Annotated in this window: 18 protein-coding genes and 1 riboswitch; of the genes, 10 read left to right on the top strand and 8 right to left on the bottom strand. The window is 68.8% G+C overall.

The annotated features are described in order from the left end of the window. Positions 1–218 precede the first annotated feature (218 nt). Positions 219–2,120: an asparagine synthase (glutamine-hydrolyzing) gene (asnB, locus tag AC5P88_RS00835; RefSeq protein ID WP_111113627.1), complete on the bottom strand. Its 1,902-nt coding sequence runs from the start codon at positions 2,118–2,120 to the stop codon at positions 219–221. A 350-nt stretch (positions 2,121–2,470) separates the two neighbouring features. Here asnB and AC5P88_RS00830 point away from each other — a divergent pair, with 350 nt between their 5' ends. Both AC5P88_RS00830 and AC5P88_RS00825 read left to right on the top strand, forming a co-directional pair. Continuing rightward, complete coding sequence (locus AC5P88_RS00830) at positions 2,471–3,160, top strand: winged helix-turn-helix domain-containing protein (protein WP_004154050.1); 690 nt, start codon at positions 2,471–2,473, stop codon at positions 3,158–3,160. Then, positions 3,157–4,503, top strand: a complete 1,347-nt coding sequence (locus tag AC5P88_RS00825) for an ATP-binding protein (protein WP_495224046.1) — start codon at positions 3,157–3,159, stop codon at positions 4,501–4,503. Before AC5P88_RS00830 ends, AC5P88_RS00825 begins: the two co-directional genes overlap by 4 nt. Here AC5P88_RS00825 and AC5P88_RS00820 read toward each other — a convergent pair. Further along, positions 4,500–5,969 carry a sensor histidine kinase gene (locus tag AC5P88_RS00820; protein ID WP_164146904.1) on the bottom strand — a complete coding sequence of 490 codons (1,470 nt, stop codon included), beginning with the start codon at positions 5,967–5,969 and terminating at the stop codon, positions 4,500–4,502. The genes AC5P88_RS00825 and AC5P88_RS00820 overlap by 4 nt on opposite strands. Further along, positions 5,966–6,685, bottom strand: a complete 720-nt coding sequence (locus tag AC5P88_RS00815; protein WP_005407947.1) for a response regulator transcription factor — start codon at positions 6,683–6,685, stop codon at positions 5,966–5,968. The genes AC5P88_RS00820 and AC5P88_RS00815 overlap by 4 nt, the downstream gene beginning before the upstream one ends. Positions 6,686–6,829: 144 nt before the next feature. Here AC5P88_RS00815 and msrB point away from each other — a divergent pair, with 144 nt between their 5' ends. The 4 genes from msrB (at position 6,830) to AC5P88_RS00795 (ending at position 11,628) form a co-directional block, all read left to right on the top strand. Next, positions 6,830–7,402 carry a peptide-methionine (R)-S-oxide reductase MsrB gene (msrB, locus tag AC5P88_RS00810; protein WP_106549785.1) on the top strand — a complete coding sequence of 191 codons (573 nt, stop codon included), beginning with the start codon at positions 6,830–6,832 and terminating at the stop codon, positions 7,400–7,402. 2 nt (positions 7,403–7,404) lie between these two features. After that, the gene (locus tag AC5P88_RS00805; protein ID WP_495224045.1) at positions 7,405–9,174 is read left to right on the top strand and encodes a cytochrome c biogenesis protein DipZ; all 1,770 of its coding nucleotides are present in this window, start codon (positions 7,405–7,407) and stop codon (positions 9,172–9,174) included. Positions 9,175–9,188: 14 nt separating this feature from the next. Beyond that, a complete protein-coding gene (msrA, locus tag AC5P88_RS00800; protein ID WP_495224044.1) occupies positions 9,189–9,926 on the top strand; it encodes a peptide-methionine (S)-S-oxide reductase MsrA in 738 nt (245 codons plus the stop codon). A gap of 259 nt (positions 9,927–10,185) precedes the next feature. Further along, complete coding sequence (locus tag AC5P88_RS00795; RefSeq protein ID WP_111113562.1) at positions 10,186–11,628, top strand: aminotransferase-like domain-containing protein; 1,443 nt, start codon at positions 10,186–10,188, stop codon at positions 11,626–11,628. A 90-nt stretch (positions 11,629–11,718) separates the two neighbouring features. Here the strand turns inward: AC5P88_RS00795 and bioD are convergent, their stop codons facing one another. Continuing rightward, positions 11,719–12,441, bottom strand: coding sequence for a dethiobiotin synthase (gene bioD, locus AC5P88_RS00790; RefSeq protein ID WP_495224043.1), 723 nt, complete (start codon positions 12,439–12,441; stop codon positions 11,719–11,721). Between the two features lie 67 nt (positions 12,442–12,508). On the opposite strand from bioD, the gene AC5P88_RS00785 reads away from it, so the two are divergent. Together AC5P88_RS00785 and AC5P88_RS00780 are read left to right on the top strand one after the other, a co-directional pair. Next, positions 12,509–12,991 (top strand): GAF domain-containing protein, encoded by a 483-nt coding sequence (locus AC5P88_RS00785; RefSeq protein ID WP_106549780.1) that lies wholly within the window; start codon positions 12,509–12,511, stop codon positions 12,989–12,991. Further along, complete coding sequence (locus AC5P88_RS00780; RefSeq protein ID WP_495224042.1) at positions 12,988–13,350, top strand: TfoX/Sxy family protein; 363 nt, start codon at positions 12,988–12,990, stop codon at positions 13,348–13,350. The genes AC5P88_RS00785 and AC5P88_RS00780 overlap by 4 nt, the downstream gene beginning before the upstream one ends. A gap of 44 nt (positions 13,351–13,394) precedes the next feature. Here the strand turns inward: AC5P88_RS00780 and AC5P88_RS00775 are convergent, their stop codons facing one another. Beyond that, a complete protein-coding gene (locus AC5P88_RS00775; protein ID WP_286074868.1) occupies positions 13,395–13,973 on the bottom strand; it encodes a histidine phosphatase family protein in 579 nt (192 codons plus the stop codon). Between the two features lie 143 nt (positions 13,974–14,116). Beyond that, positions 14,117–14,339: riboswitch (cobalamin riboswitch) on the top strand. A gap of 115 nt (positions 14,340–14,454) precedes the next feature. On the opposite strand from AC5P88_RS00775, the gene btuB reads away from it, so the two are divergent. Then, the gene (gene btuB / locus AC5P88_RS00770) at positions 14,455–16,296 is read left to right on the top strand and encodes a TonB-dependent vitamin B12 receptor (RefSeq protein WP_495224041.1); all 1,842 of its coding nucleotides are present in this window, start codon (positions 14,455–14,457) and stop codon (positions 16,294–16,296) included. A gap of 58 nt (positions 16,297–16,354) precedes the next feature. On the opposite strand, the gene gph is transcribed toward btuB, so the two are convergent. From gph to AC5P88_RS00755, 3 genes are all read right to left on the bottom strand, one after another. After that, complete coding sequence (gene gph / locus AC5P88_RS00765) at positions 16,355–17,023, bottom strand: phosphoglycolate phosphatase (protein WP_495224040.1); 669 nt, start codon at positions 17,021–17,023, stop codon at positions 16,355–16,357. Positions 17,024–17,087: 64 nt separating this feature from the next. Continuing rightward, positions 17,088–17,879, bottom strand: coding sequence for a class I SAM-dependent methyltransferase (locus AC5P88_RS00760; RefSeq protein ID WP_111202554.1), 792 nt, complete (start codon positions 17,877–17,879; stop codon positions 17,088–17,090). Continuing rightward, positions 17,876–18,805 carry a LysR family transcriptional regulator gene (locus AC5P88_RS00755; protein WP_197646747.1) on the bottom strand — a complete coding sequence of 310 codons (930 nt, stop codon included), beginning with the start codon at positions 18,803–18,805 and terminating at the stop codon, positions 17,876–17,878. The genes AC5P88_RS00760 and AC5P88_RS00755 overlap by 4 nt, the downstream gene beginning before the upstream one ends. A gap of 108 nt (positions 18,806–18,913) precedes the next feature. On the opposite strand from AC5P88_RS00755, the gene AC5P88_RS00750 reads away from it, so the two are divergent. Next, complete coding sequence (locus AC5P88_RS00750; RefSeq protein WP_495224039.1) at positions 18,914–19,552, top strand: NAD(P)-dependent oxidoreductase; 639 nt, start codon at positions 18,914–18,916, stop codon at positions 19,550–19,552. The last annotated feature ends 124 nt before the right edge of the window (positions 19,553–19,676 follow it).

Raw genomic sequence — 19,676 nt, 5'->3', positions numbered from 1 at the left:
TCGAGATCTCTGAGAGCTGATGGGCCCCGCCGGGGCAGGCAGGTAGAGAGCAACGCTCGTGACAGCCTTTCAACGAGGCGCCGACGAACTCCGAACGCAGGGCGGAGGCCCTTGCGTACGAAGTAAAGGGGGAGGTGACGGCCAACGGCCGGCGCCGGAGGACATTCGTACGCAAGGGCCTCCGCCCTGCGCCGCGCAGGACAACCCGCAAAGGAACCTCAGCGCCCGCGCCCACCGTGCCAGTGCTGGTGCCACGCCTGGAACATCAGCACGTTCCACAGGTGCGTGTGCCACTTGCGCTCACCGCGCAGGAACGCCTCCCAGATACCGCGCACGCGCGCCGCATCGAAGCAGCCCTGGTTGCGCAGCAGTTGCGGGTCCAGCAGCGCCTCCGCCCAATCGCGCAGCGGGCCGGCCAACCAGCGCGCCATCGGCGGCCCGAAGCCTCGCTTGGGGCGATACACCAGCGGTTCGGGCAGGTAGCGCGCCAGCAGGTGTTTCAGAATCAGCTTGTGCTCGCCATCGTGGTACTTCAGGTGCTGCGGCAGGCGCCAGGCCAACCGCACCACCTCCATGTCCAGCAGCGGTGCGCGCGTTTCCACACCCGCCGCCATGCCCGCACGATCGACCTTGGCGAGAATGCCTTCGGCCAGGTCCATGCGGAAATCCAGCAGCTGGATGCGCGCCTCGGCCGGCAGCGCGGTGTCCTGCTGCTGGAAGATCGTCATCGGCTCGCGTGCACCCAGCACCACCTGCGCCGGCTGCCGCCAGCGCGTCACGCGCTGCAGGTAGTGGCCTTCCACGTCGTTGGCAGCGACCTCGGCCACCAGCGCACGCCAGCCGCCGAGGCGGCCACGCTCCACGTTCATGCGGTTGCCGCTGCGCCGTGCCAGGTCACGCACCCAGTCCGGCAGGCCACCGCACAGGCGTGCATTGCGCAGCGCGCGGCCGTAGCTGGGGTGACCGAAGAACAGTTCATCGCCACCATCACCGGTCAGTGCAACCGGCTTGCGGGCGCCCAGCAGTTCGCTGGCGAGCAGGGTCGGCAGCTGCGAGGCATCGGCGAACGGCTCGCACCAGACCTGCGGCAGCCGCTGCAGCAGGTCCAGGCCCTGGCGCGCGTCCATGCGGTGCAGGTGATGCTGCACGCCCAGGTGGCGCGCGACCTGCGAGGCCCAGTCGCTCTCATCATGGCCGGGATCGTCGAAACCGACCGTCCAGGCTTCGATCGGCAGGGTCGACTGCGCCTGCATCATTGCGGTTACCAATGAAGAATCGGTGCCACCGGACAGGAACGCGCCGCAGGCCAGCGGCGAGTGCATGCGTGCGGCAATGGCCTTCTGCAGTACCGCTTCCAGCTGGTCGGTGGCCTGCTCCAGGCTGGGGGCCGGCTGCAGCGGTTCCTGCAGTGCGCTCTGCATCGCATCGCGTGCGCACCAGTAGCGTGAGCCGCCCTGTGCGGCCTCGCTGGAACCGCCAGCCGCATGGTCATTCAGATCGATGCGCAGCATCGCGCCTGCCACCAGCTTGTGGATGCCGCGGTAGATGGTGTGTGGTGCCGGCACATAGTCATGGCGCAACAGCAGGCTCAGCGCATCCTGGTCGATGCTCGGGGCAAAGCCGGCGAAGGCCTGAAGCGCCTTCATTTCCGAGGCAAACAGGAACTGGCCCTGGTACCAGCCGTAGTACAGCGGCCGCTCGCCGACCGGGTCGCGGGCCAGCCACAGTTCGCGCGATTCGCGGTCCCATACGCTGAAACCGAATGCGCCCTCGATGCGGGAGAGCGCCCGCTCCACGCCCCATTCGACGATCGCCTGCAGCAGCAGCCGGGCATCGCTGCAGCTGCGCGGCAGATCGCGCAGCTGCGACTGCAGGTCGGCCCGGTTGTACAACCGGCCATCCAGGCACAGCACGTAACGTCCACAGTCCGAACTCAGGGGCTGCAACGGCGTATCGGTGGGCGCCCGGCAATGGCCCAGCGCCAGCCCGGCCTCGGCGTCGGTCCAGTAGCCGATGCGGCCCCGGCCGCGCTGCTGCAGGGCGCGCAGCATCGGCGCCAGCTGCTGCAGCAGGTGTTCGTCCTCGGCGGGCGGCAGCCAGGCCCCGACCACGCCGCTCATCGGGCACCTCCGCAGCGGCAGCGGCGGGACGGGTTCAGCAGGCAGGCGGCGGCGGGCGACATGGGAACGGCACGCGGAGCGGAGGAGACTCCATGCTCGGCCCGCCCCCGGCCCCGCGTCAGTCGCTTTGCTGTCAGCGATGGTCACCGCATGTATCACAAAGGTAACGTTTTGTAACAGCAACAGGCTATGCTGGACGCCAAGTTGTTGCCGGGCCTGAGGCTCGGCCCGTGCGCCAGCAACCCCGGCTGAATGGCGCCCGCCCCCGGGACCCGGGCGGCCCGAAGGCTGGGATAGCATCGCCGCGCTCGTGCCGTGGCGGTACGTTTGCGTCCACGGAGGCCTTGAAAATGCTGGATATCGTACTGGTCGAAGACGATGCCCGCCTGGGTACGATGGTCAGCGACTATCTGCAGCGGCATGGCTACCAGGTGGCCCACGAGCGCAGCGGTGAGCGTGCGGTGACCCGGATCCTGGCCGAGAAGCCGGCTCTGGTCCTGCTCGATGTCGGCCTGCCCGACCAGGATGGTTTCGAAGTGTGTCGGCAGATCCGGCCCCACTATGACGGCATCATCTGCGTGCTGACCGCCCGCACCGACAACATCGACCAGGTGCTGGGACTGGAACTGGGCGCCGACGATTACATCGGCAAGCCGATCGAACCACGGGTGCTGCTGGCCCGCCTGCGCGCCCACCTGCGCCGCCACCGCCGGGTCGAGCCACGCGACGGCAGCCTGCGCTTCGGCGAACTGAACATCGACCCGTCCACCCGCAACGTGCACCTGCAGGGCGCCCTGCTGGAACTGACCACCGCCGAGTTCGACCTGCTGTTCCTGCTGGCCAGCAACGCGGGGCAGATCCTCGACCGCGACGCGCTGCTGCGCGGCCTGCGCGGGATCGCTTTCGACGGCCTGGACCGCTCGATCGATGCCCGCATCTCGCGCCTGCGCCGCAAGCTGGGCGACAACCCGGAGCAGCCGGAACGGATCAAGACCGTGCGGGGCCGCGGCTACCTGTTCAGCCGATCGGCATGGGGATGAAGCGTACGCCCTCGGCGATGCGCGGCCACGCCTTCCACTTCCTGCGCTACGGCATCGGCTTCCTGGTCGCCCATCTGCTGCTGATCGTGCTCGGCCTGTGGGCCTGGGACGCGCTGCTGGAAGACCGCACCGAAGCCGGGCTCCAGGCCGAAATGCGTGGCACCCATGCCCTGCTGCAGCACCGCTTCGCCGAAACCCCGCGAGAGCAGTGGCCGACGCTGGCGCGCGAACTGGACGCCGACTTCGCCTATGCCCTGCGCATGGTGCCGTTGGCCCAGGCGATGAAGGAGCTGCCGGCCAGCCAGCGTCCCCCCTTCAACAACGGCCGCGTGCAGATCGACCTGGAGCACATGCGCAGCCTTCAGCGGATCGGCGACAGCGACTATGCGGTGATGCTGGGGCCGTTGGACGAAGCGCTGCCCGACGAAGGCTGGCAGGACAGCGAAGTGTCCGGCGTGGCCATCCTGCTGCTGATCCTGATGGTGGCCGTGGCACTGCCGATGTACGTGATGGTCTACCGCCTGTGGCGCGACGTCTCGCAGTTGGCGCAGGCGGCGCGGCAGATGCGCGACGGACAGCTGGACACGCGTGCGCCACGCGCCGGCACCGCGCTGGTGCGGCCGCTGGCCAATGCCTTCAACCATATGGCCGAGCAGCTGCAGCAGCTGCTGGAAAGCCAGCGCGTACTGGCGCAGGCGGTGGCACATGAAGTGCGCACCCCACTGGCACGGATGCGCTTCGGCCTGGCCGACCTGGAGGACACCGCGCTGGACGAGATCCAGCGTGATGCCCTGGGCGGCCTGCGCACCGATGTCGATCGGCTGCAGCACCTCACCGATGCCGGCGTCGAGTACGCCGCACTCGGCCGCTGCCATCAGCTGACCCGGCAGCGCCTGCAGCTGGCGGCACTGGTCCGCGGTGTGGTCGCCCAGTTCGCGCCGTTGCCGATGCCCGTGCAGCAGGCGCTGTCACCGGTCGGCCTGGTCAACGTCAACCGGCACATGCTGGAACTGGCGTTGCGCAACCTGCTCGGCAATGCCCTGCGCTACGCACGACGCCAGATCCGCATCGCCAGCACCGTCAACGACGGCTGGCTGTGCCTGCAGGTGGAGGACGATGGCCCCGGCATCGCGCCCGAGCTGCGCGGCCAGGTACTGCAACCCTATGTGCGCCTTGACCCGGGCAGCCCCGGTTTCGGCCTCGGCCTGGCCCTGGTGCAGGTGGTGGCCGACAAGCACGGCGGCCACGTGGAAGTGACCGATTCGGAGCTGGGCGGTGCCTGCATCCGCCTGCACCTGCCGCTGGAAGGCGGCGGCGTGGTGGAGTGCGAGGCGGCCTGCTAGGCCGCCGGTTCCGCGCGCGGCAACGCAAACACGAACAGCGCGCCGCGCTCGCTGTCACGCAGTTCGATGCGACGGCCGTGCAGCTGCACGATGCGCTGCACGATCAGCAGGCCCAACCCGCCGTTCTCGCCACGTCGCGCGCCGAGTGCGGCCGGTGCCTGGAACAGCTGCGTGCGCAGTGCAGGGGCAACACCTGGACCATCATCGGCCACGCTCACCTCCACGCTGTCCGGCGTCGCGCACAGGCGCACCTCGATCCGGCCCCCCTCGGGCGCATGCCGCAGTGCGTTGTCGAGCAGGTTGGTCAGCACCCGCTCGACCAGGCCCAGATCGGCGCGCACCAGCGGCAGGCCTGGCGGGAAATCCGCGTGCAGGCGCTGGTTGCGCGCCTGCGCAGCCAATTCGAATTTCTGCAGCACGTCCTGCAGCAGTTCCGGCAGCGCGAACACCTCCCACTCCAGCCGCACTTCGCCGTGCTCCAGCCGCGCCAGTTCGAACAGCGCGCGTGCCAGCCGACCGACCTTGGCACTCTGCGCCAGGGCGATACCGAGATAGCGGCGGCGCTCGTCCGGTGACAGCGTGGCATCCTTCAACGCCAGCGTTTCCAGGTAGCCGTGCAGCGACGACAGCGGCGTGCGCAGGTCGTGCGAGATGTTGGCGACCAGCTCGCGCCGCTGCAGGTCCTGCTGGCGCAGCTGCTGCCATTGCTCGCCCAGCCGCTGCGCCATCTGCGCGTGCGCGTGTTCCAGGATCACCAGTTCGTCGCGCTCACCGGGGCGCAGCGGCTCGGGCGGCGGCAGCGGCGTCGGCGCATCGATGTCGAAGGCCTGGATGCGCCGGGTCAGCCGCCGCAACGGGCGGGTCACCCAATAGAACGCCACCAGCCCGGCCAGCAGGCCCAGGCTGCCGACCAGCATCACCGACCACAGCGTGGTGTTCCACTGGCTGCCGGCGGCAAGGTCGTCGGACAACATCTGACGGTGTTCGCCGACCAGCACCACGTACACATAACCGGCCTGGCGCCCCTGCACGATCAGCGGCGCGGCACTGAACACCTTGCGGCCATCCGCGCTGCGCGGGTCATCGCCGAGGATCGGCAACGGTGCACCGGCCAGCAGCCGGCGCAGCGGCGCCACGTCCACCCGGTTGCGCACCAGATGGCCTGTGGGCGCATCGTGGCCGAGGATGCGCCCCTGGTCGTCGAGCAGGTAGACCTCGACGCTGGGATTGACCGCCATCAGCTGGCCGAACAGCGCGCGCACCGCGGCATCGCGCATGCCGCTGGTGTCCATCAGTTCGCTGCGTTGTGCGATGTGCTCGGCCAGGCCCAGCGACAACCGCTGCACCACTTCCTGCTCGTGGCGTGTATTGGCGCGCATCTGCAGCGCCAGCAACGCCATGCAGCACATCAGCATCAGCGCGGCGATCACCGCCGCCAGCTTCTGCCACAGGTTCGGCTTGATCATGCCGCCGCCCCGGCCGGATCGACCAGCTTGTAGCCGCGCCCCCACACCGTCAGCAGCCGCCGCGGGTTGGCCGGGTCCGGCTCGATCTTGCTGCGCAGCCGATTGATGTGGGTGTTGACCGTGTGCTCGTAACCGTCGTGCTGGTAGCCCCATACCTGGTTGAGCAGCTCCATGCGCGCGAACACCTGGTCCGGATGGCGGGCAAAAAACAACAGCAGGTCGAACTCACGCGGGGTCAGCTCCAGCGCGTTGCCATCCACCGAAGCGGTGCGCGCGACCGGGTCCAGCTGCAGCCCGCCCAGCTCGATCGCACCGGCATCGATGCGCGCGCTCTGCGCCATCGCCTCGGCCCGGCGCAGCAGCGCACGCACGCGGGCCACCAGTTCCGGCATCGAGAAGGGCTTTGCCAGGTAGTCATCCGCACCCAGTTCCAGGCCGACGATGCGCTGCGTTTCGCTGCCACGCGCACTGATGATGATGATCGGCACATAGCGCGCCATCGCGCGTGCACGCTGGCAGACCTGCAGGCCGTCCACGCCGGGCAGCATCACGTCCAGCACCAGCGCGTCCCATGGCCCTTCCTGCTCAAGCAGGCGCAGGCCGGCATCGCCGCTGGCGGCATGGGCGACGTCGTAGCCCTCATCGCCCAGGTGCATGCGCAGCAGGTCGGCGATGTGGGCGTCGTCTTCAACGATCAGCACGCGTTTGGTGGACATCGGCAGCTCGGGGCCAGTGGGGAGGCTGGCTGCATTGTGGCGCGGGACGGCCGCCGATACCTCACGAAAAATTGAATCCTGCGTGAGGATTCGTTGACCCGGGCGGGCGCAGCATGGCCCCGTCGCCCCTTCCCGGAGTCTGCCATGTCCCTCACCCGCCGCCACCTGCTGGGCCTGGGCGGTGTTGCCACCGCCGCCGGCCTGCTCGGCCTGGGGGCCTGCAGCCGTGCCGCCCCGGCCGCCGCTGAAGCACGTCCGGCACGACAGTTCGAGGTCATGCACAGCGATGCCGACTGGCGCCAGCGCCTGACCCCGGCGCAGTACGCGGTGCTGCGCCAGCAGGCCACCGAGCGCCCGTACAGCAGCCCGCTCAACAAGGAGCACCGGCAGGGCACGTTTGCCTGCGCCGGCTGTGCGCTGCCTCTGTTCTCCTCCTCCACCAAGTTCGAGAGCGGCACCGGCTGGCCCAGCTTCTGGGCGCCGTTGCACAACGCCATCGGCGAGGACCGCGACGTCACCTTCGGCATGCTGCGGGTGGAGGTGCACTGCCGCCGCTGCGGCGGCCATCTCGGCCACGTGTTCAACGACGGCCCGCGCCCGACCGGGCTGCGCTACTGCATGAACGGTGCGGCGATGGTGTTCGTTCCCGGTGCAGGAGATGGCACCGCCGACGGCTGGCGCGTGCCGGTCGGTTCTTCCACCACTTCCGGAGCCTGACCATGCTGCTGTTGCTGCTTGCCTATCTGGGGGGCGCGCTGACCCTGCTCAGTCCCTGCATCCTGCCGGTGCTGCCGTTCGTGTTCGCGCGTGCCGACCGCCCCTTCCTGCGCAGCACGCTGCCGCTGCTGCTGGGCATGGCACTCACCTTCACCGTGGTCGCCAGCCTGGCCGCGGTGGGCAGCCAATGGGTGGCGCAGGCCAACCAGGTCGGGCGCTGGATCGCCCTGCTGCTGATGGCGCTGTTCGCGCTGGCATTGCTCTGGCCACGACTGGCCGACCACCTGCTGGCGCCGTTCCAGCGCGTGGGTGCCCGCTTGAGCGCGCGTGCCGATGCGGCCGACGCAGCGGGGCGTGGCGGCGCATGGACCTCGCTGCTGATCGGTATCGCCACCGGCCTGCTGTGGGCGCCGTGCGCCGGGCCGATCCTGGGCCTGGTGCTGACCGGTGCCGTGCTGCACGGCGCCAGCGTCGGCACCAGCACGCTGCTGCTGGCCTACGCATTGGGTGCGATCACCGCGCTGGCGCTGGCGGTGTGGGTGGGTGGCCGCGTGTTCCGCGCGCTGCAGGCGCGGCTTGGCCTCGGCGACGTACTGCGCAAGGTGCTGGGCGTGGCCGCCTTGCTGGCGGTGGTGGCGATCGGCCTGGGCTGGGATACCGGCCTGCTGACCCGTCTGTCCACGGTCAGCACCGCACGCATCGAACAGGGCCTGCTGGATGCCGTTCCCGGTGCGCAGCCGGCAGCACCGCCGATGATGATGATGGCTGGCCCCGATGCGGGTGCCGATGCACCGCTACCGGTCGAAGGCACCCTGCCCGCGCTGGACGGCGCCACCGGCTGGCTCAACAGCCCACCGCTGACGGCCCAGCAGTTGCGCGGCAAGGTGGTACTGGTCGATTTCTGGACGTACTCGTGCATCAACTGCCTGCGCGCGATGCCGTTCGTGCACGAATGGGAACGCCGCTACCGCGACCACGGCCTGGTAGTGGTCGGCGTGCACACGCCGGAGTTCGCCTTCGAACGTGACCCACGCAATGTGATGAAGGCCGTGCAGCAGCTGAAGGTCGAGTACCCGGTGGCGCTGGACAACCAGTACACGATCTGGCGCGCGTTCAACAACCGCTACTGGCCGGCGCAGTACTTCGTCGATGCGCAGGGCAACATCCGCGGCCACCAGTTCGGCGAGGGCAACTATGCGCGCTCGGAACAGGTGATCCGCCGCCTGCTGACAGAGGCAGGCCAGACGAATCTGCCGCCGCCAGCCGATCCGGCCGCCGCCGATCTGAAGGGCGTGGCTGCGCAGCCCGACATGGGCAATCTGCGCTCGCCGGAAACCTATCTGGGCCACGCCCGTGCCGAGCAGTTCGCCTCGCCCGGTGGGCAGCGCAGCGACGCCGCGTTCGACTACACATTGCCAGCCAGCCTGGCGTTGAACCAGTGGGGCCTGTCCGGACGCTGGACCGTTACCGACGAGGCTGCGCAGCTGCAGCAGGCCGGTGGCCGCATCGCCTTCCAGTTCCATGCGCGCGACCTGCACCTGGTGCTGGCACCGGGCCAGGAAGGAAAGCCGGTGCGCTTCCGCGTCCTGCTGGATGGCAAGCCATTGCCCGCCACCGATGCCGGCACTGATGTCGGCGCCGATGGCAGCGGCGTGGTCGACGAGCACCGCCTCTACCAGCTGGTGCGCCAACGCGGCACGGTCAGCCCGCACCGCTTCGAGATCGAATTCCTCGATGCGGGCGTGCAGGCCTATGCCTTCACCTTCGGTTGAACCGGGAGCACACGATGAAACTCTCCTTTGAACAAGGCATCGCCGCCGGTGTTGCAGGTCTGGTGGCCACGGCATTGATCGCCGGTGTGCTACTCGTTGACCACGGCGCCATCGCAGCACCGGTCGAAGCCAGCGCGCAGACCCAGGCACTGCCTGTACCCACGGGCGATGCCGCCTTCCGCGATGACGCCACCCACGCCAGCGTGGTGTTTGCCGGCGGTTGCTTCTGGGGCGTGCAGGGCGTGTTCCAGCATGTCAAAGGCGTGAGTAATGCGGTGTCCGGCTACATCGGTGGCAGCGCTGCCAATGCCCGCTATGAGCGGGTCAGCAGCGGCCAGACCGGCCATGCCGAGGCGGTGAAGATCGACTACGACCCGCGCCAGGTCAGCTACGGGCAGCTGATGCAGGTGTTCTTCTCGGTGGCACACGATCCGACCCAGCTCAACCGCCAGGGGCCCGACCACGGCAGCCAGTACCGTTCGGCGATCTTTACTGACGATGCCCGCCAGCAGGCAGCCAGCCGCGCCTACATCGCCCAGCTCGGCAAGGCCGGCAGCTACCGCGCACCGATCGTCACCCAGCTGGTCAGCGGCCAGCGTTTCTACCCGGCCGAGAGCTACCACCAGAACTACATGACCAACTACCCGCAGGCGGCCTACATCCGCTACTACGACGCGCCGAAGCTGGCCGCCCTGGGCAAGCAGTTCCCGGGGCTGTACCGGCGCGATGCGGTGCTGGTGCCGATGCGCTGACGGCAGTTGCGTGGGGCTGACCGGTGCTCGGTGGGGCGCCTGCCGATGCGGGAACGCCCCAGGTAGTGCCGGCCGCTGGCCGGCTCCTGCGGTTCCAGGGATTGCCGGCCAGCGGCCGGCACTACCTCCAAAAGAAAGACGCACGGCCATCCAGCCGTGCGCTTGGAAAGTACCGGCCGTGCCCCGATCAGGCCCGGCCGACAACGACATGCTAGGCTCGTCATCTTCATGGGTACAGCACCAGATGACGGGATATTCGATGGATACAGATGACCAGACCTCGATGATTCCCCCCCGCTACCAGCGGCTGTCCGATGAACTGGCCGAGGCCATCCACGGCGGCCGGCTTCCAGTAGGCAGCCGCCTGCCCTCGCTGCGGCAGATGGCGTCGCAGCGCCGGCTCAGCCTGAACACGGTGATCGCCGCCTACCGCCAGCTGGAAGACGCCGGCCTGGTGATTCCCCGGCCCAAGGCTGGCTTCGAGGTCGCGCCACGGCTGTCGGTGCCGGAACGGTCGTTGCGCGATGTGCCCTCGGCGCCCACCGCACCGCTGCAGCAGGTGCTGATGGCACGCGTGCTTGAGGCGCAGCGCCGCCCGGGCGTGATCGATCTGGCCTTCGCCGGCCCGCGCGGTCGCCAGTTCTACCCCGGCGCGCAGCTGGCCAAGCACACCGCGCAGGTACTGCGCCATGGCCAGCAGACGGTGGAGACCTACGCGCGCCCGAATGGTTCGCCGCGGCTGCTGGCGCAGATCGTGCGCCGCGGTCCGCGCATGGGCCTGCACACCCACCCCGAGCGCCTGCTGCTGACCCACGGCGCGATGGAGGCGCTGCAGCTGGCATTGCGTGCAGTGACCCAACCGGGCGACGCGGTCGGCATCGAAGCGCCCTCCTACTTCAATCTGTACCCGTTGCTGGCCAACCTCGGCCTGCAGGCCATCGAACTGCCCACTCATCCGCAGCAGGGCCTGGATGTCGATGCCCTGGACGCGCTGCTGGAGCACACACCGCTGGCCGCGCTGGTGGTGATGCCGACCGTGCACAACCCGCTGGGCTGCACCATGCCGATGGACGCCAAGCAACGCCTCGCCGAGCTGGTCAATGCACGCCAGCTGCCGTTGATCGAGGATGCGGTGTACGCAGAACTGCAGTTCTGCGAGCCGCCGGCGCCACTGCTGAAGGCGTTTGATCGCGACGGCTGGGTGATGGTGGTCGGTGGCTTTTCCAAGACGCTGGCGCCGGACTATCGCATCGGCTGGCTCGATGGTGGCCGCTTCGCCGAACGCATCGCGCTGCTGAAATTCCAGTCCACTGGCGGTGAGCCGCAGCTGCTGGGTGACGCGGTGGCCGCGTATCTGGAAGCGGGCAGCTACGAGCACCACCTGCATCGCATGCGTCGCCTGTATCGCGAACAGGTCGGACGCCTGCGCCAATTGGTGGCCGAACACTTCCCGGCCGGCACCCGCGCCACTGAACCACAGGGCGGCTTCCTGCTGTGGCTGGAACTGCCGGGCATCGATACGCGCGAATTGTTCGAGCGTGCGCTGCAGGAGGACATCGTGTTCATGCCTGGCCAGGTGTATTCACGTGGCGCGCGGTATCGCCATTGCCTGCGGCTGTCGTGCTGCCAGACGCTGGATGCGCGCTTCATTGGCGCGGTGGAGCGGCTGGGCGCGATCGCGAGGGAGCTGGCAGTGCGCTGATTGATCGGTAGCGTCGACTGTTAGTCGACTGCACTTCACCGCATGCCCGAAAATCCCGCGCTACGCGCGGGAGTCGACTGACAGTCGACTCTACCCTCTCCGGCATCGATTTCGCGTTTCAGCACATAAGGCGTCGAACAGATGCACGCTCAGCGCCTCACCGCCGGCCCCCGGCAGGTGCGGCAGCCGCCCCCAGCACGGCATCGGCAGGCGCTGCTGCAGCGTGGCGAAGTTTTCGTCCTGGCGCTGCATGGCCGGGTCGATGTGGTTGCCGATCCAGCCCAGGCATTCCACGCCACTGGCCTGCAGTGATTGCGCGGTCAGCCGCGCATGGTTCACGCAGCCCAGCCGCATGCCCACCACCAGCAGCACCGGCAGCTGCAGCGCGCGCACCAGGTCGAGCTGGTCCAGCGAAGCCGAGACCGGCGCCAGCCAGCCGCCCACACCCTCCACCACCACGATGTCAGCCTGTGCACGCAGGCGCTCGAACGCGGCGATGATCGGCGCCAGCTCCACCTGCACGCCGTCCTCGGCCGCCGCCAGCTCCGGTGCCAGTGGTTGCCGCAGCGCATACGGATTCAGGTCGGTGTAGTCCGGCACCGGCCAGCTGGCCGCCTGCAGCGCCAGCGCGTCCTCGTTGCGCAGGCCCTGCCCCCGGTCCTCGCTGCCACTGGCCACCGGCTTCATGCCCACCGCGCGCAGGCCGCGCCGGCGCAGCGCATGCAGCAATGCGGTGCTGGCCGCGGTCTTGCCGATCTCGGTATCGGTGCCGGTAACGAACAGGGCCGGCGGCAACGGGGTGGGCAACGGCATCGAGGGCTCCAACGGGGCAACAGTGCGTGCATTATCACCGGCCCGGCGCGCTTGCTAGACTGCGGGCATGTTCGCCAATGCCTCGCTCACCGGCAGCAAGCCGGAACAATACGCCCAGCTGCTGGAACAGGCCCGTGGCCTGGTCTACGGCGAGTCCGACCGCATCGCCAACGCGGCCAACCTATCTGCGCTGGTCTATCACGCCCTGCCCGACCTGAACTGGGTGGGCTTCTACCTGTACGACGGCAAGGAACTGGTGGTCGGCCCGTTCCAGGGCCTGCCGGCCTGCGTGCGCATTCCGCTGGACAAGGGCGTGTGTGGCGCCGCCGCCAGCCAGCGCGTGACCCAGCGCGTGGAGGACGTCGACGCCTTCCCCGGCCATATCGCCTGCGATTCGGCCTCGCGTTCGGAACTGGTGGTGCCGCTGCTGCGCGGCGATGAACTGATCGGCGTGTTCGACATCGACAGCCCGAAGGTCGGCCGCTTCGACGCAGAGGATCAGTCCGGCCTGGAAGCCATCGCCCGCGTGTTCGTCGAGGCGTTGGGATGAGCGCACCGAAGCTGCGCAACATCGGCCCGAAAAGTGCGGCGTGGCTGCGCCAGGTCGGCCTGCGCAGCCGCGACGACCTGGTCGCGATCGGAGCCGTCGGCGCCTTCGTCAAGGTCAAGCGCGCCGGCTTCAAGCCCAGCCTGAACCTGCTGTACTCGCTGGAAGGCGCGTTGCTGGACTGCCATTGGCAGGAGCTGAGCGAGCCACAGCGCGAGGCACTGGTGCAGGATTACGAAGCGCGCATCGCTGCGCATCCGCTGAAGGCAGCCGGCCCGGCCTCGGGCCCGGTGCATGAGCAGCGCTTCGATGCCGACGATGACGCCGAGGACAGCGTGACCGAGGGTGCCGACGAGGATTGAGGGCTCCGCGCACGCGCTCGCCGGGCCATGCCCGGCGAGCGCGCTCAAGGCTGCTGCAGTTCCAGCAGCTCACCCACCAGCCCGGCCTCGCCACGCTCCAGCCACACCCGCAGGCGGGTGCCGTGGTCGATACGCAGGGCCCAGCAGAGCGACATCGGCAGGCCGCAGACCTGCGACAGCACCATGCGCAACGGGCCACCGTGGCTGACCACCAGCGTCGGCACCGGGTCATCATCATCAAGCAGGCGATCCAGCGCGCGCGCGATGCGCCGCTCGAAATGTCCCCAGCTCTCGCCGTTCGGCGGCGGGAACGCATGCGGATCGGCGTGGAAGGCAGCCAGCGCATCTTCCGGCAGGTCGAACAGCGATTGCCCGTCCCAGTCGCCAAAATCCAGCTCTTCCCATTCCTCGTCCGCTTCGACGTCCAGCCCGCGCGGGGTGGCCAGCGCCATGGCCGTATGCAGCGAACGCAGCCGCGGCGAACTGATCACCCGCTCCCAGCACTGCCCGGCATAGGCCTCGACCAGCTCCTGCGGCAGGCCGGCCAGCTGCGGTGGGTCGCTGCGGCCATCAAGGTATTCATCACGGCCGTTGCCGGCATGGCGGACCAGGTCGAGGATCATGCGCGCGTCCCGGACGGGCAACGCAGGTACAGCGGAAAACGGGCGGACATCGGCAACGGCACCACGGGATCGAGCAACCATTCTAAAGGCACAGCAAAGGCAGTCGCGCAGGCGCGACGCAACGGGACTGCCTGCGATGCCGTAGACTGCGCCCACTTCCAGGTGACCTGCGGCCGTGGCCGGCAGGTTGAAACGGGAAGCCGGTGACGCGTGTTTCCACGCCAGGCCGGCGCTGCCCCCGCAACGGTAAGCACGTCAGTTCCAGGCAACACCGCCACTGTGCCGCGCGCATGGGAAGGCGCCTGGACGGTGGCCCCAGGCCACCCGGCGGCAAGCCCGGAGACCGGCCCGGAAGCCTCAGGTCGCGATGCGGTGGGCATGGCGCTGGATGACCGCAGCGTGCGCTGCGGCGTCGGCGCATGCCTGCCTTCGCGGCTCCTCCCCTTCGCCACGCGGGCGTGCGTGGCACCTGGAGTCCCCCATGAAGCTGCAGTCCCGAATGCTGTCCCTGGCCGTGCTGGCCGCCCTGCCCGCGCTGGCACAGGCCAACGAGGACACCACCGCGCTCGACCAGATCCTGGTCACCGCCACCCGCACCCCGATCGCCCTGCAGGACAGCATCGCGCCGGCACAGGTGATCGACCGCGCGCAGATCGAATCCAGCCAGGCCACCTCGCTGCAGGAACTGCTGCGCGGGCGTGCCGGCATCAACCTGACCAATGCCGGCGGCCTCGGCAAGCAGAGCTCGCTGTTCCTGCGCGGTACCAATTCCGGCCACACCGTGGTGCTGGTGGATGGCGTGCGCATCAACAGCGCCGACCTCGGCCTGGCCATGTACCAGGACCTGCCGCTGGCGCAGATCGAACGCGTGGAAATCGTGCGCGGCCCGCAGTCGAGCCTGTACGGCGCCGACGCCATCGGTGGCGTGATCCAGATCTTCACCCGCCGCAACCAGGGTGACTTCGCCCCGCACTTCCAGCTTGGCGGTGGCAGCAACGGCCTGCGCGAAGCCAGCGGCGGCATCGGCGGCGGCACCGAGCGCGGCTGGTTCGGTGCGGATATCGCCTACCAGCATTCCGATGGCATCGATGCCTGCCGCGGCTCGGCCACGCTGTTCACCGGCTGCTTCGCCGACGAGCCCGATCGTGACGGCTACCGCAACCTGTCCAAGAGCCTGCGCGGTGGCTACACCTTCAATGACCAGTGGAACGTGGAAGGCAGCGCACTGCGCGCCGACGGCAAGAACCATTACGACGGTTACTACAACTATTCGGAAACCCGCCAGCAGGTGCTGGCCGGCAAGGTGCGCTACACCCCGTCCGAACGCCTGGCGTTCACCGCCAACGTCGGCCGCAGTGACAACGAGTCGGACAACTTCGGCGCACCGGGGGTGTTCGGCAGCGCACAGACCCACCGCGACAGCGCCTCGCTGCAGGGTGACTTCGGCGTGGCCGAGGGCCAGCTGCTGAGCGCAGGCGTGGACTGGAGCGAAGACAACCTGGATGGCAGCAGCGCGGGTTACCTTGTCGACAGCCGGCGCAACACCGGCGTGTTCGTGCAGTACCAAGGCCGCTTCGGCCGCCACCAGCTGCAGGCCAGCGCACGCAACGACGACAACCAGCAGTTCGGCAACCACGCTACCGGCAGCGTTGGCTGGGCCATGGAACTGGGCCACGGCCTGCGCGTCAACGCCAGCTATGGCACGGCGTTCAAGGCACCGACCTTCAGCGATCTGTACGACCCGTGGAGCGGCGTGCCGACGTTGAAGCCGGAGAAGTCCAAGAGCGCCAACCTCGGCGTTTCGCAGCAGGGCCAGGGCTGGCACTGGGGCCTGGACGTGTATGAAACCCGCATCGATGACCTGATCACCTACGATGCGGCGACTTTCAAGATGCAGCAGGTGGAGAAGGCCCGCATCCGCGGTGCCGAACTGACCGGTGGCGTGCTGCTGGCCGGCTTCGACATCAACGCCCAGCTCAGCTACACCGACCCGCGCAACCGCACCGGCGGCAGCACCCAGTTCGACAACTGGCTGCCACGCCGCGCGCAGCAGACCGCGCGCCTGGACATCGACCGCCGCTTCGGCGACTTCCGCGCAGGCCTGACCGTGCAGGGTGCCGGCAAGCGCTACGACGATGCCGCCAACACGGTGAAGGTGGGAGGTTACGGCACGCTGGATCTGCGCGCCGAGTACGCGCTGACGCCGTCGTGGTCGCTGCTGGCGCGTGCCGCCAATGTGTTCGACCGCAACTACGAGACCGTGGCGTGGTTCAACCAGCCCGGCCGTGAGTACCAGTTGAGCGTGCGCTACCAGCCGAAATGAGGAAACGCGCCGGGCATTCCCGGCGCTTTTTCCATCGACGCATGGCGTCGATCTACCGCTACACCGGAATGCCGGCGGCCAACCCCGGCAGTTCACGCAGGTCGTCGATCACCGCCACCGCATGCGCGGTGGCTAGGTCCAGGCCGCGCGGATAGCCGTAGCGCACCAGTGCGATCGGCATGCCGGCATCTTCGGCGGCGCGGTAGTCGGTCAACGAATCACCCACCATCAGGCAGGACTCCGCCGGCAGCCCGAAATGCGCGGCGATGTGCCGCAGTGGCTCACCGCTGGGCTTGCGTTGCGCCAGCGAGTCGCCGCCCAGCACCAGCGTGAACGCATCACCGATGCCCAGGTGCTGCAGCAGTGGCGGCACCAGTGCTTCGGGCTTGTTGGTGCAGATCGCCAGCGGCACGTTGCGCGCACGCAGTTGCGCCAGCGCTTCGGCCACACCATCGAACAGGCGCGGGCTGCGCAGCAGGCACTCACGGTAGTGCACCATGAACACCGGCATCACCTCGGCCAGGTCCACCTCGCGGCCGGCGGCCTGCACCGCCTGTTCGACCAGACGACGCACACCGTCGCCGATCCAGCCCAGCACGGTGGCTTCCGGCACGCGCGCCACGCCGATGTCATCCAGCGTGCGGTTCAGCGCTTCGGCAATATCGGCAGCGCTGTCGACCAGCGTGCCATCGAGGTCGAACACGACCAGCGGATACGGATACGACAAGGGACGGCACCTGCATGACGTGGGGCCGTCCATTGTACGCCGCGGTGTTTTGGGCCGGCCTTCCTCAACCGATCCGGCGCGCGCGCGTGGCCAGGAACGTGGGCAGGTAACGGTCGATCAGGAAGCGGGGCTGCGGCTGCCAATCTTCCATGAAGCGATCGATGACGAAGCCGGCATCGAGCTGGCCACCGATCAGTTCGGTCAGGCTATGGCCAAAGGTCAGCGCATCGCCCCGCGCCAGTTTCGCCTCGCGCTCGGCCGGTGGCAGGTCTTCCAGATCCGAATAGGGAATGGCGTACTGCGGCCGGATCAGGCCCTGGGCATCCAGCTGTGGATCGCGCGCACCGACGAACAGCACCGGGTTGTAGAAGCTGGCCATCAGCATGCCGTCGCGCGCCAGCACGCGGCGGCATTCGGTCCACACCGGCCGGACGTCGGGCACGTACAGGTTGGAGATCGGGTGGAAGACCACATCGAAGCTGTCGTTGGCGAAGGCATGCAGATCGCGCATGTCGCCCTGCACCGTGCGCAGTTGCAGTCCATCACGTGCCGCGACCCTGCGGTCCTGCTCGAGCTGGCCATCGGACAGATCGAACACGGTCACCTCCGCACCGGCCGCCGCCAGCACCGGTGCCTGCTGGCCACCGCCCGAGGCCAGGCACAGGATGCGGCGGCCGCGCACATCACCCAGCCAGTCCAGCGGCAGCGCGCGCGGGGTCAGGTGCACCTGCCAGCGGCCATCGCGCGCGGCGGCAATCGTTGAGCTTTCCACCGGGCGCGACCATTCGCGCACTTCGCTGGCCTGGCGGTCCCAGGCAGCACGGTTGTGGTCGATCAAGGCCTGTCCATGGTTCATGTGTTCTCCTTGCCCGGTGGGCGCCAATCCAGATCCTGGAAGGCCGGGCTGGCGAAACACTCGGCCAGGAAGTCCAGGAATCGCCGCATGATAGCGGGCTGCTGGCGCCGTGATGCGTACACGGCATGAATGCCGAGTTCGTCCAGACTGAACTCGGGCAACAACTCGATCAGCTCGCCACTACGCAGCAGCGGCGCCACCTGGTAGGTCGGCAGCATGGCGATGCCGGCACCGGCACGCACTGCTTCCAGCAACAGCGAGGCTTCGTTGGCGCTGATGTTGCCGCCCACCGCCACCGACAGCGAACGGCCATCGCGGTGCAGCTGCCACAGGCTCTTACCGACGTAGTGATGGGTCAGGCAGTTGTGCGCGGCCAGGTGTTCCGGTGCAGTCGGCGTACCGCGCGCCTGCAGGTAGGACGGCGTCGCGCACAGCACCGAGCGGCAGGTGGCCAGCCGCCGTGCAATCAGGCTGGGATCGATCTGGCGGGCGATGCGCACCGCAAGGTCCACCCGCTCTTCCACCAGGTTCACCATGCGGTCGACCAGCAGCAGTTCGATGCGCGCCGCCGGGTGGCGTGCGACGAAACCGGCCACCGCCCGCGCCAGGTGGCTCTGCCCGAACGACACGCTGGCGGTCACCCGCAGCGTGCCGTGCGGCTCGGGATCGTCGCTGGCCAACTCGCCCTGCAGTTCCTCGCCGATGGCCAGCATCTGCCGGAAGCGCGCCAGCGCCGCCTCGCCGGGTCCGGTCAGGCTGACCCGGCGCGTGGTCCGGTGCAGCAGGCGCGCGCCCAGCCAACCCTCGACCTCGGCCAGGTAGCGGGTGACCATCGCCCGCGACATGTCCAGCACCTCGGCGGCGGCGGTGAGGCTGCCGCGTTCGGCCACCTCGACGAATACGGTCATGGCGGTCAGTCGGTCCATATGCTCGATCCATGCAACAAACAAGCGCGTTATACGCTGTTTTTCGAGCGACTGCAGCGGCCTAGAGTGGCCCCATTCCCACCCCACACCGCCCCACGGAGTCCTGCCATGAAGATCGCCCTCGTTGGTTCCACCGGCAACATCGGCCGCCAGATCGCCCGCCACGCGCTGGCCAACGGCCACGAACTCACCGTCATCGTGCGCAGCGCGCAGGACCTCCCGGCCGAACTGGCCGGCGCCCATCCGGTGATCGCCTCGCTGGATGACCAGAATGCCCTGGTCGCCGCCATCGCCGGCCACGACGTGCTGGCCAGTGCCTATGGCCCGCGTCCGGGCGATGACATCGGCCGCGTCGGCGAAGTGGCCGCGCAGCTGGCCGCCGCCGCCCGCAAGGCCGGTGTACCGCGCCTGGTGGTGGTGGGTGGCGCCGGCAGCCTGGAAGTCGCGCCGGGCGTGCAGCTGGTCGATACCCCCAACTTCCCGGAGGCCTACAAGCCGTACGCGCTGGCCCATCGTGAAGCCTTCAATCGCCTGCAGGCGGTGGACGACCTGGACTGGACCTTCTTCTCGCCGGCCGCCGAAATCGGCCCGGGCGAAGAGCGCGGCCAATACCGCGTGCAGCCCAAGAGCTTCCTTGCCGACGCCAGCGGCCACAGCCGCATCAGCTACGCCGACTACGGCGCTGCGTTCGTCGCCGAGCTGGAAGCGCACCAGTACCCGAAGCAGATCATCACTGCGGCGTACTGATCACGGCGCCCGCCGGGCATGGCCCGGCGCTACCTACCTGTAGAGCCGAAGGCAACGGCAGGAGCCGTTGCCAACGTCGCTTGCGACGGCCCGTAGGGGGCCGGGCAAGGACGCTCGGCATAGC

Source organism: Stenotrophomonas sp. YJH_SMC_8 (assembly GCF_059371315.1).
Note: the sequence above shows the minus strand (reverse complement) of the source record. Positions and strands in the feature narration are given on the sequence as shown.

What these genes read in the sequence shown, in the direction of transcription:
- asnB (WP_111113627.1), bottom strand. Translation starts at nt 2,120, where the DNA reads ATGAGCGGCGTGGTCGGGGCCTGGCTGCCGCCCGCCGAGGACGAACAC.
- AC5P88_RS00830 (WP_004154050.1), top strand. Translation starts at nt 2,471, where the DNA reads ATGCTGGATATCGTACTGGTCGAAGACGATGCCCGCCTGGGTACGATG.
- AC5P88_RS00825 (WP_495224046.1), top strand. Translation starts at nt 3,157, where the DNA reads ATGAAGCGTACGCCCTCGGCGATGCGCGGCCACGCCTTCCACTTCCTG.
- AC5P88_RS00820 (WP_164146904.1), bottom strand. Translation starts at nt 5,969, where the DNA reads ATGATCAAGCCGAACCTGTGGCAGAAGCTGGCGGCGGTGATCGCCGCG.
- AC5P88_RS00815 (WP_005407947.1), bottom strand. Translation starts at nt 6,685, where the DNA reads ATGTCCACCAAACGCGTGCTGATCGTTGAAGACGACGCCCACATCGCC.
- msrB (WP_106549785.1), top strand. Translation starts at nt 6,830, where the DNA reads ATGTCCCTCACCCGCCGCCACCTGCTGGGCCTGGGCGGTGTTGCCACC.
- AC5P88_RS00805 (WP_495224045.1), top strand. Translation starts at nt 7,405, where the DNA reads ATGCTGCTGTTGCTGCTTGCCTATCTGGGGGGCGCGCTGACCCTGCTC.
- msrA (WP_495224044.1), top strand. Translation starts at nt 9,189, where the DNA reads ATGAAACTCTCCTTTGAACAAGGCATCGCCGCCGGTGTTGCAGGTCTG.
- AC5P88_RS00795 (WP_111113562.1), top strand. Translation starts at nt 10,186, where the DNA reads ATGGATACAGATGACCAGACCTCGATGATTCCCCCCCGCTACCAGCGG.
- bioD (WP_495224043.1), bottom strand. Translation starts at nt 12,441, where the DNA reads ATGCCGTTGCCCACCCCGTTGCCGCCGGCCCTGTTCGTTACCGGCACC.
- AC5P88_RS00785 (WP_106549780.1), top strand. Translation starts at nt 12,509, where the DNA reads ATGTTCGCCAATGCCTCGCTCACCGGCAGCAAGCCGGAACAATACGCC.
- AC5P88_RS00780 (WP_495224042.1), top strand. Translation starts at nt 12,988, where the DNA reads ATGAGCGCACCGAAGCTGCGCAACATCGGCCCGAAAAGTGCGGCGTGG.
- AC5P88_RS00775 (WP_286074868.1), bottom strand. Translation starts at nt 13,973, where the DNA reads ATGATCCTCGACCTGGTCCGCCATGCCGGCAACGGCCGTGATGAATAC.
- btuB (WP_495224041.1), top strand. Translation starts at nt 14,455, where the DNA reads ATGAAGCTGCAGTCCCGAATGCTGTCCCTGGCCGTGCTGGCCGCCCTG.
- AC5P88_RS00760 (WP_111202554.1), bottom strand. Translation starts at nt 17,879, where the DNA reads ATGAACCATGGACAGGCCTTGATCGACCACAACCGTGCTGCCTGGGAC.
- AC5P88_RS00755 (WP_197646747.1), bottom strand. Translation starts at nt 18,805, where the DNA reads ATGGACCGACTGACCGCCATGACCGTATTCGTCGAGGTGGCCGAACGC.
- AC5P88_RS00750 (WP_495224039.1), top strand. Translation starts at nt 18,914, where the DNA reads ATGAAGATCGCCCTCGTTGGTTCCACCGGCAACATCGGCCGCCAGATC.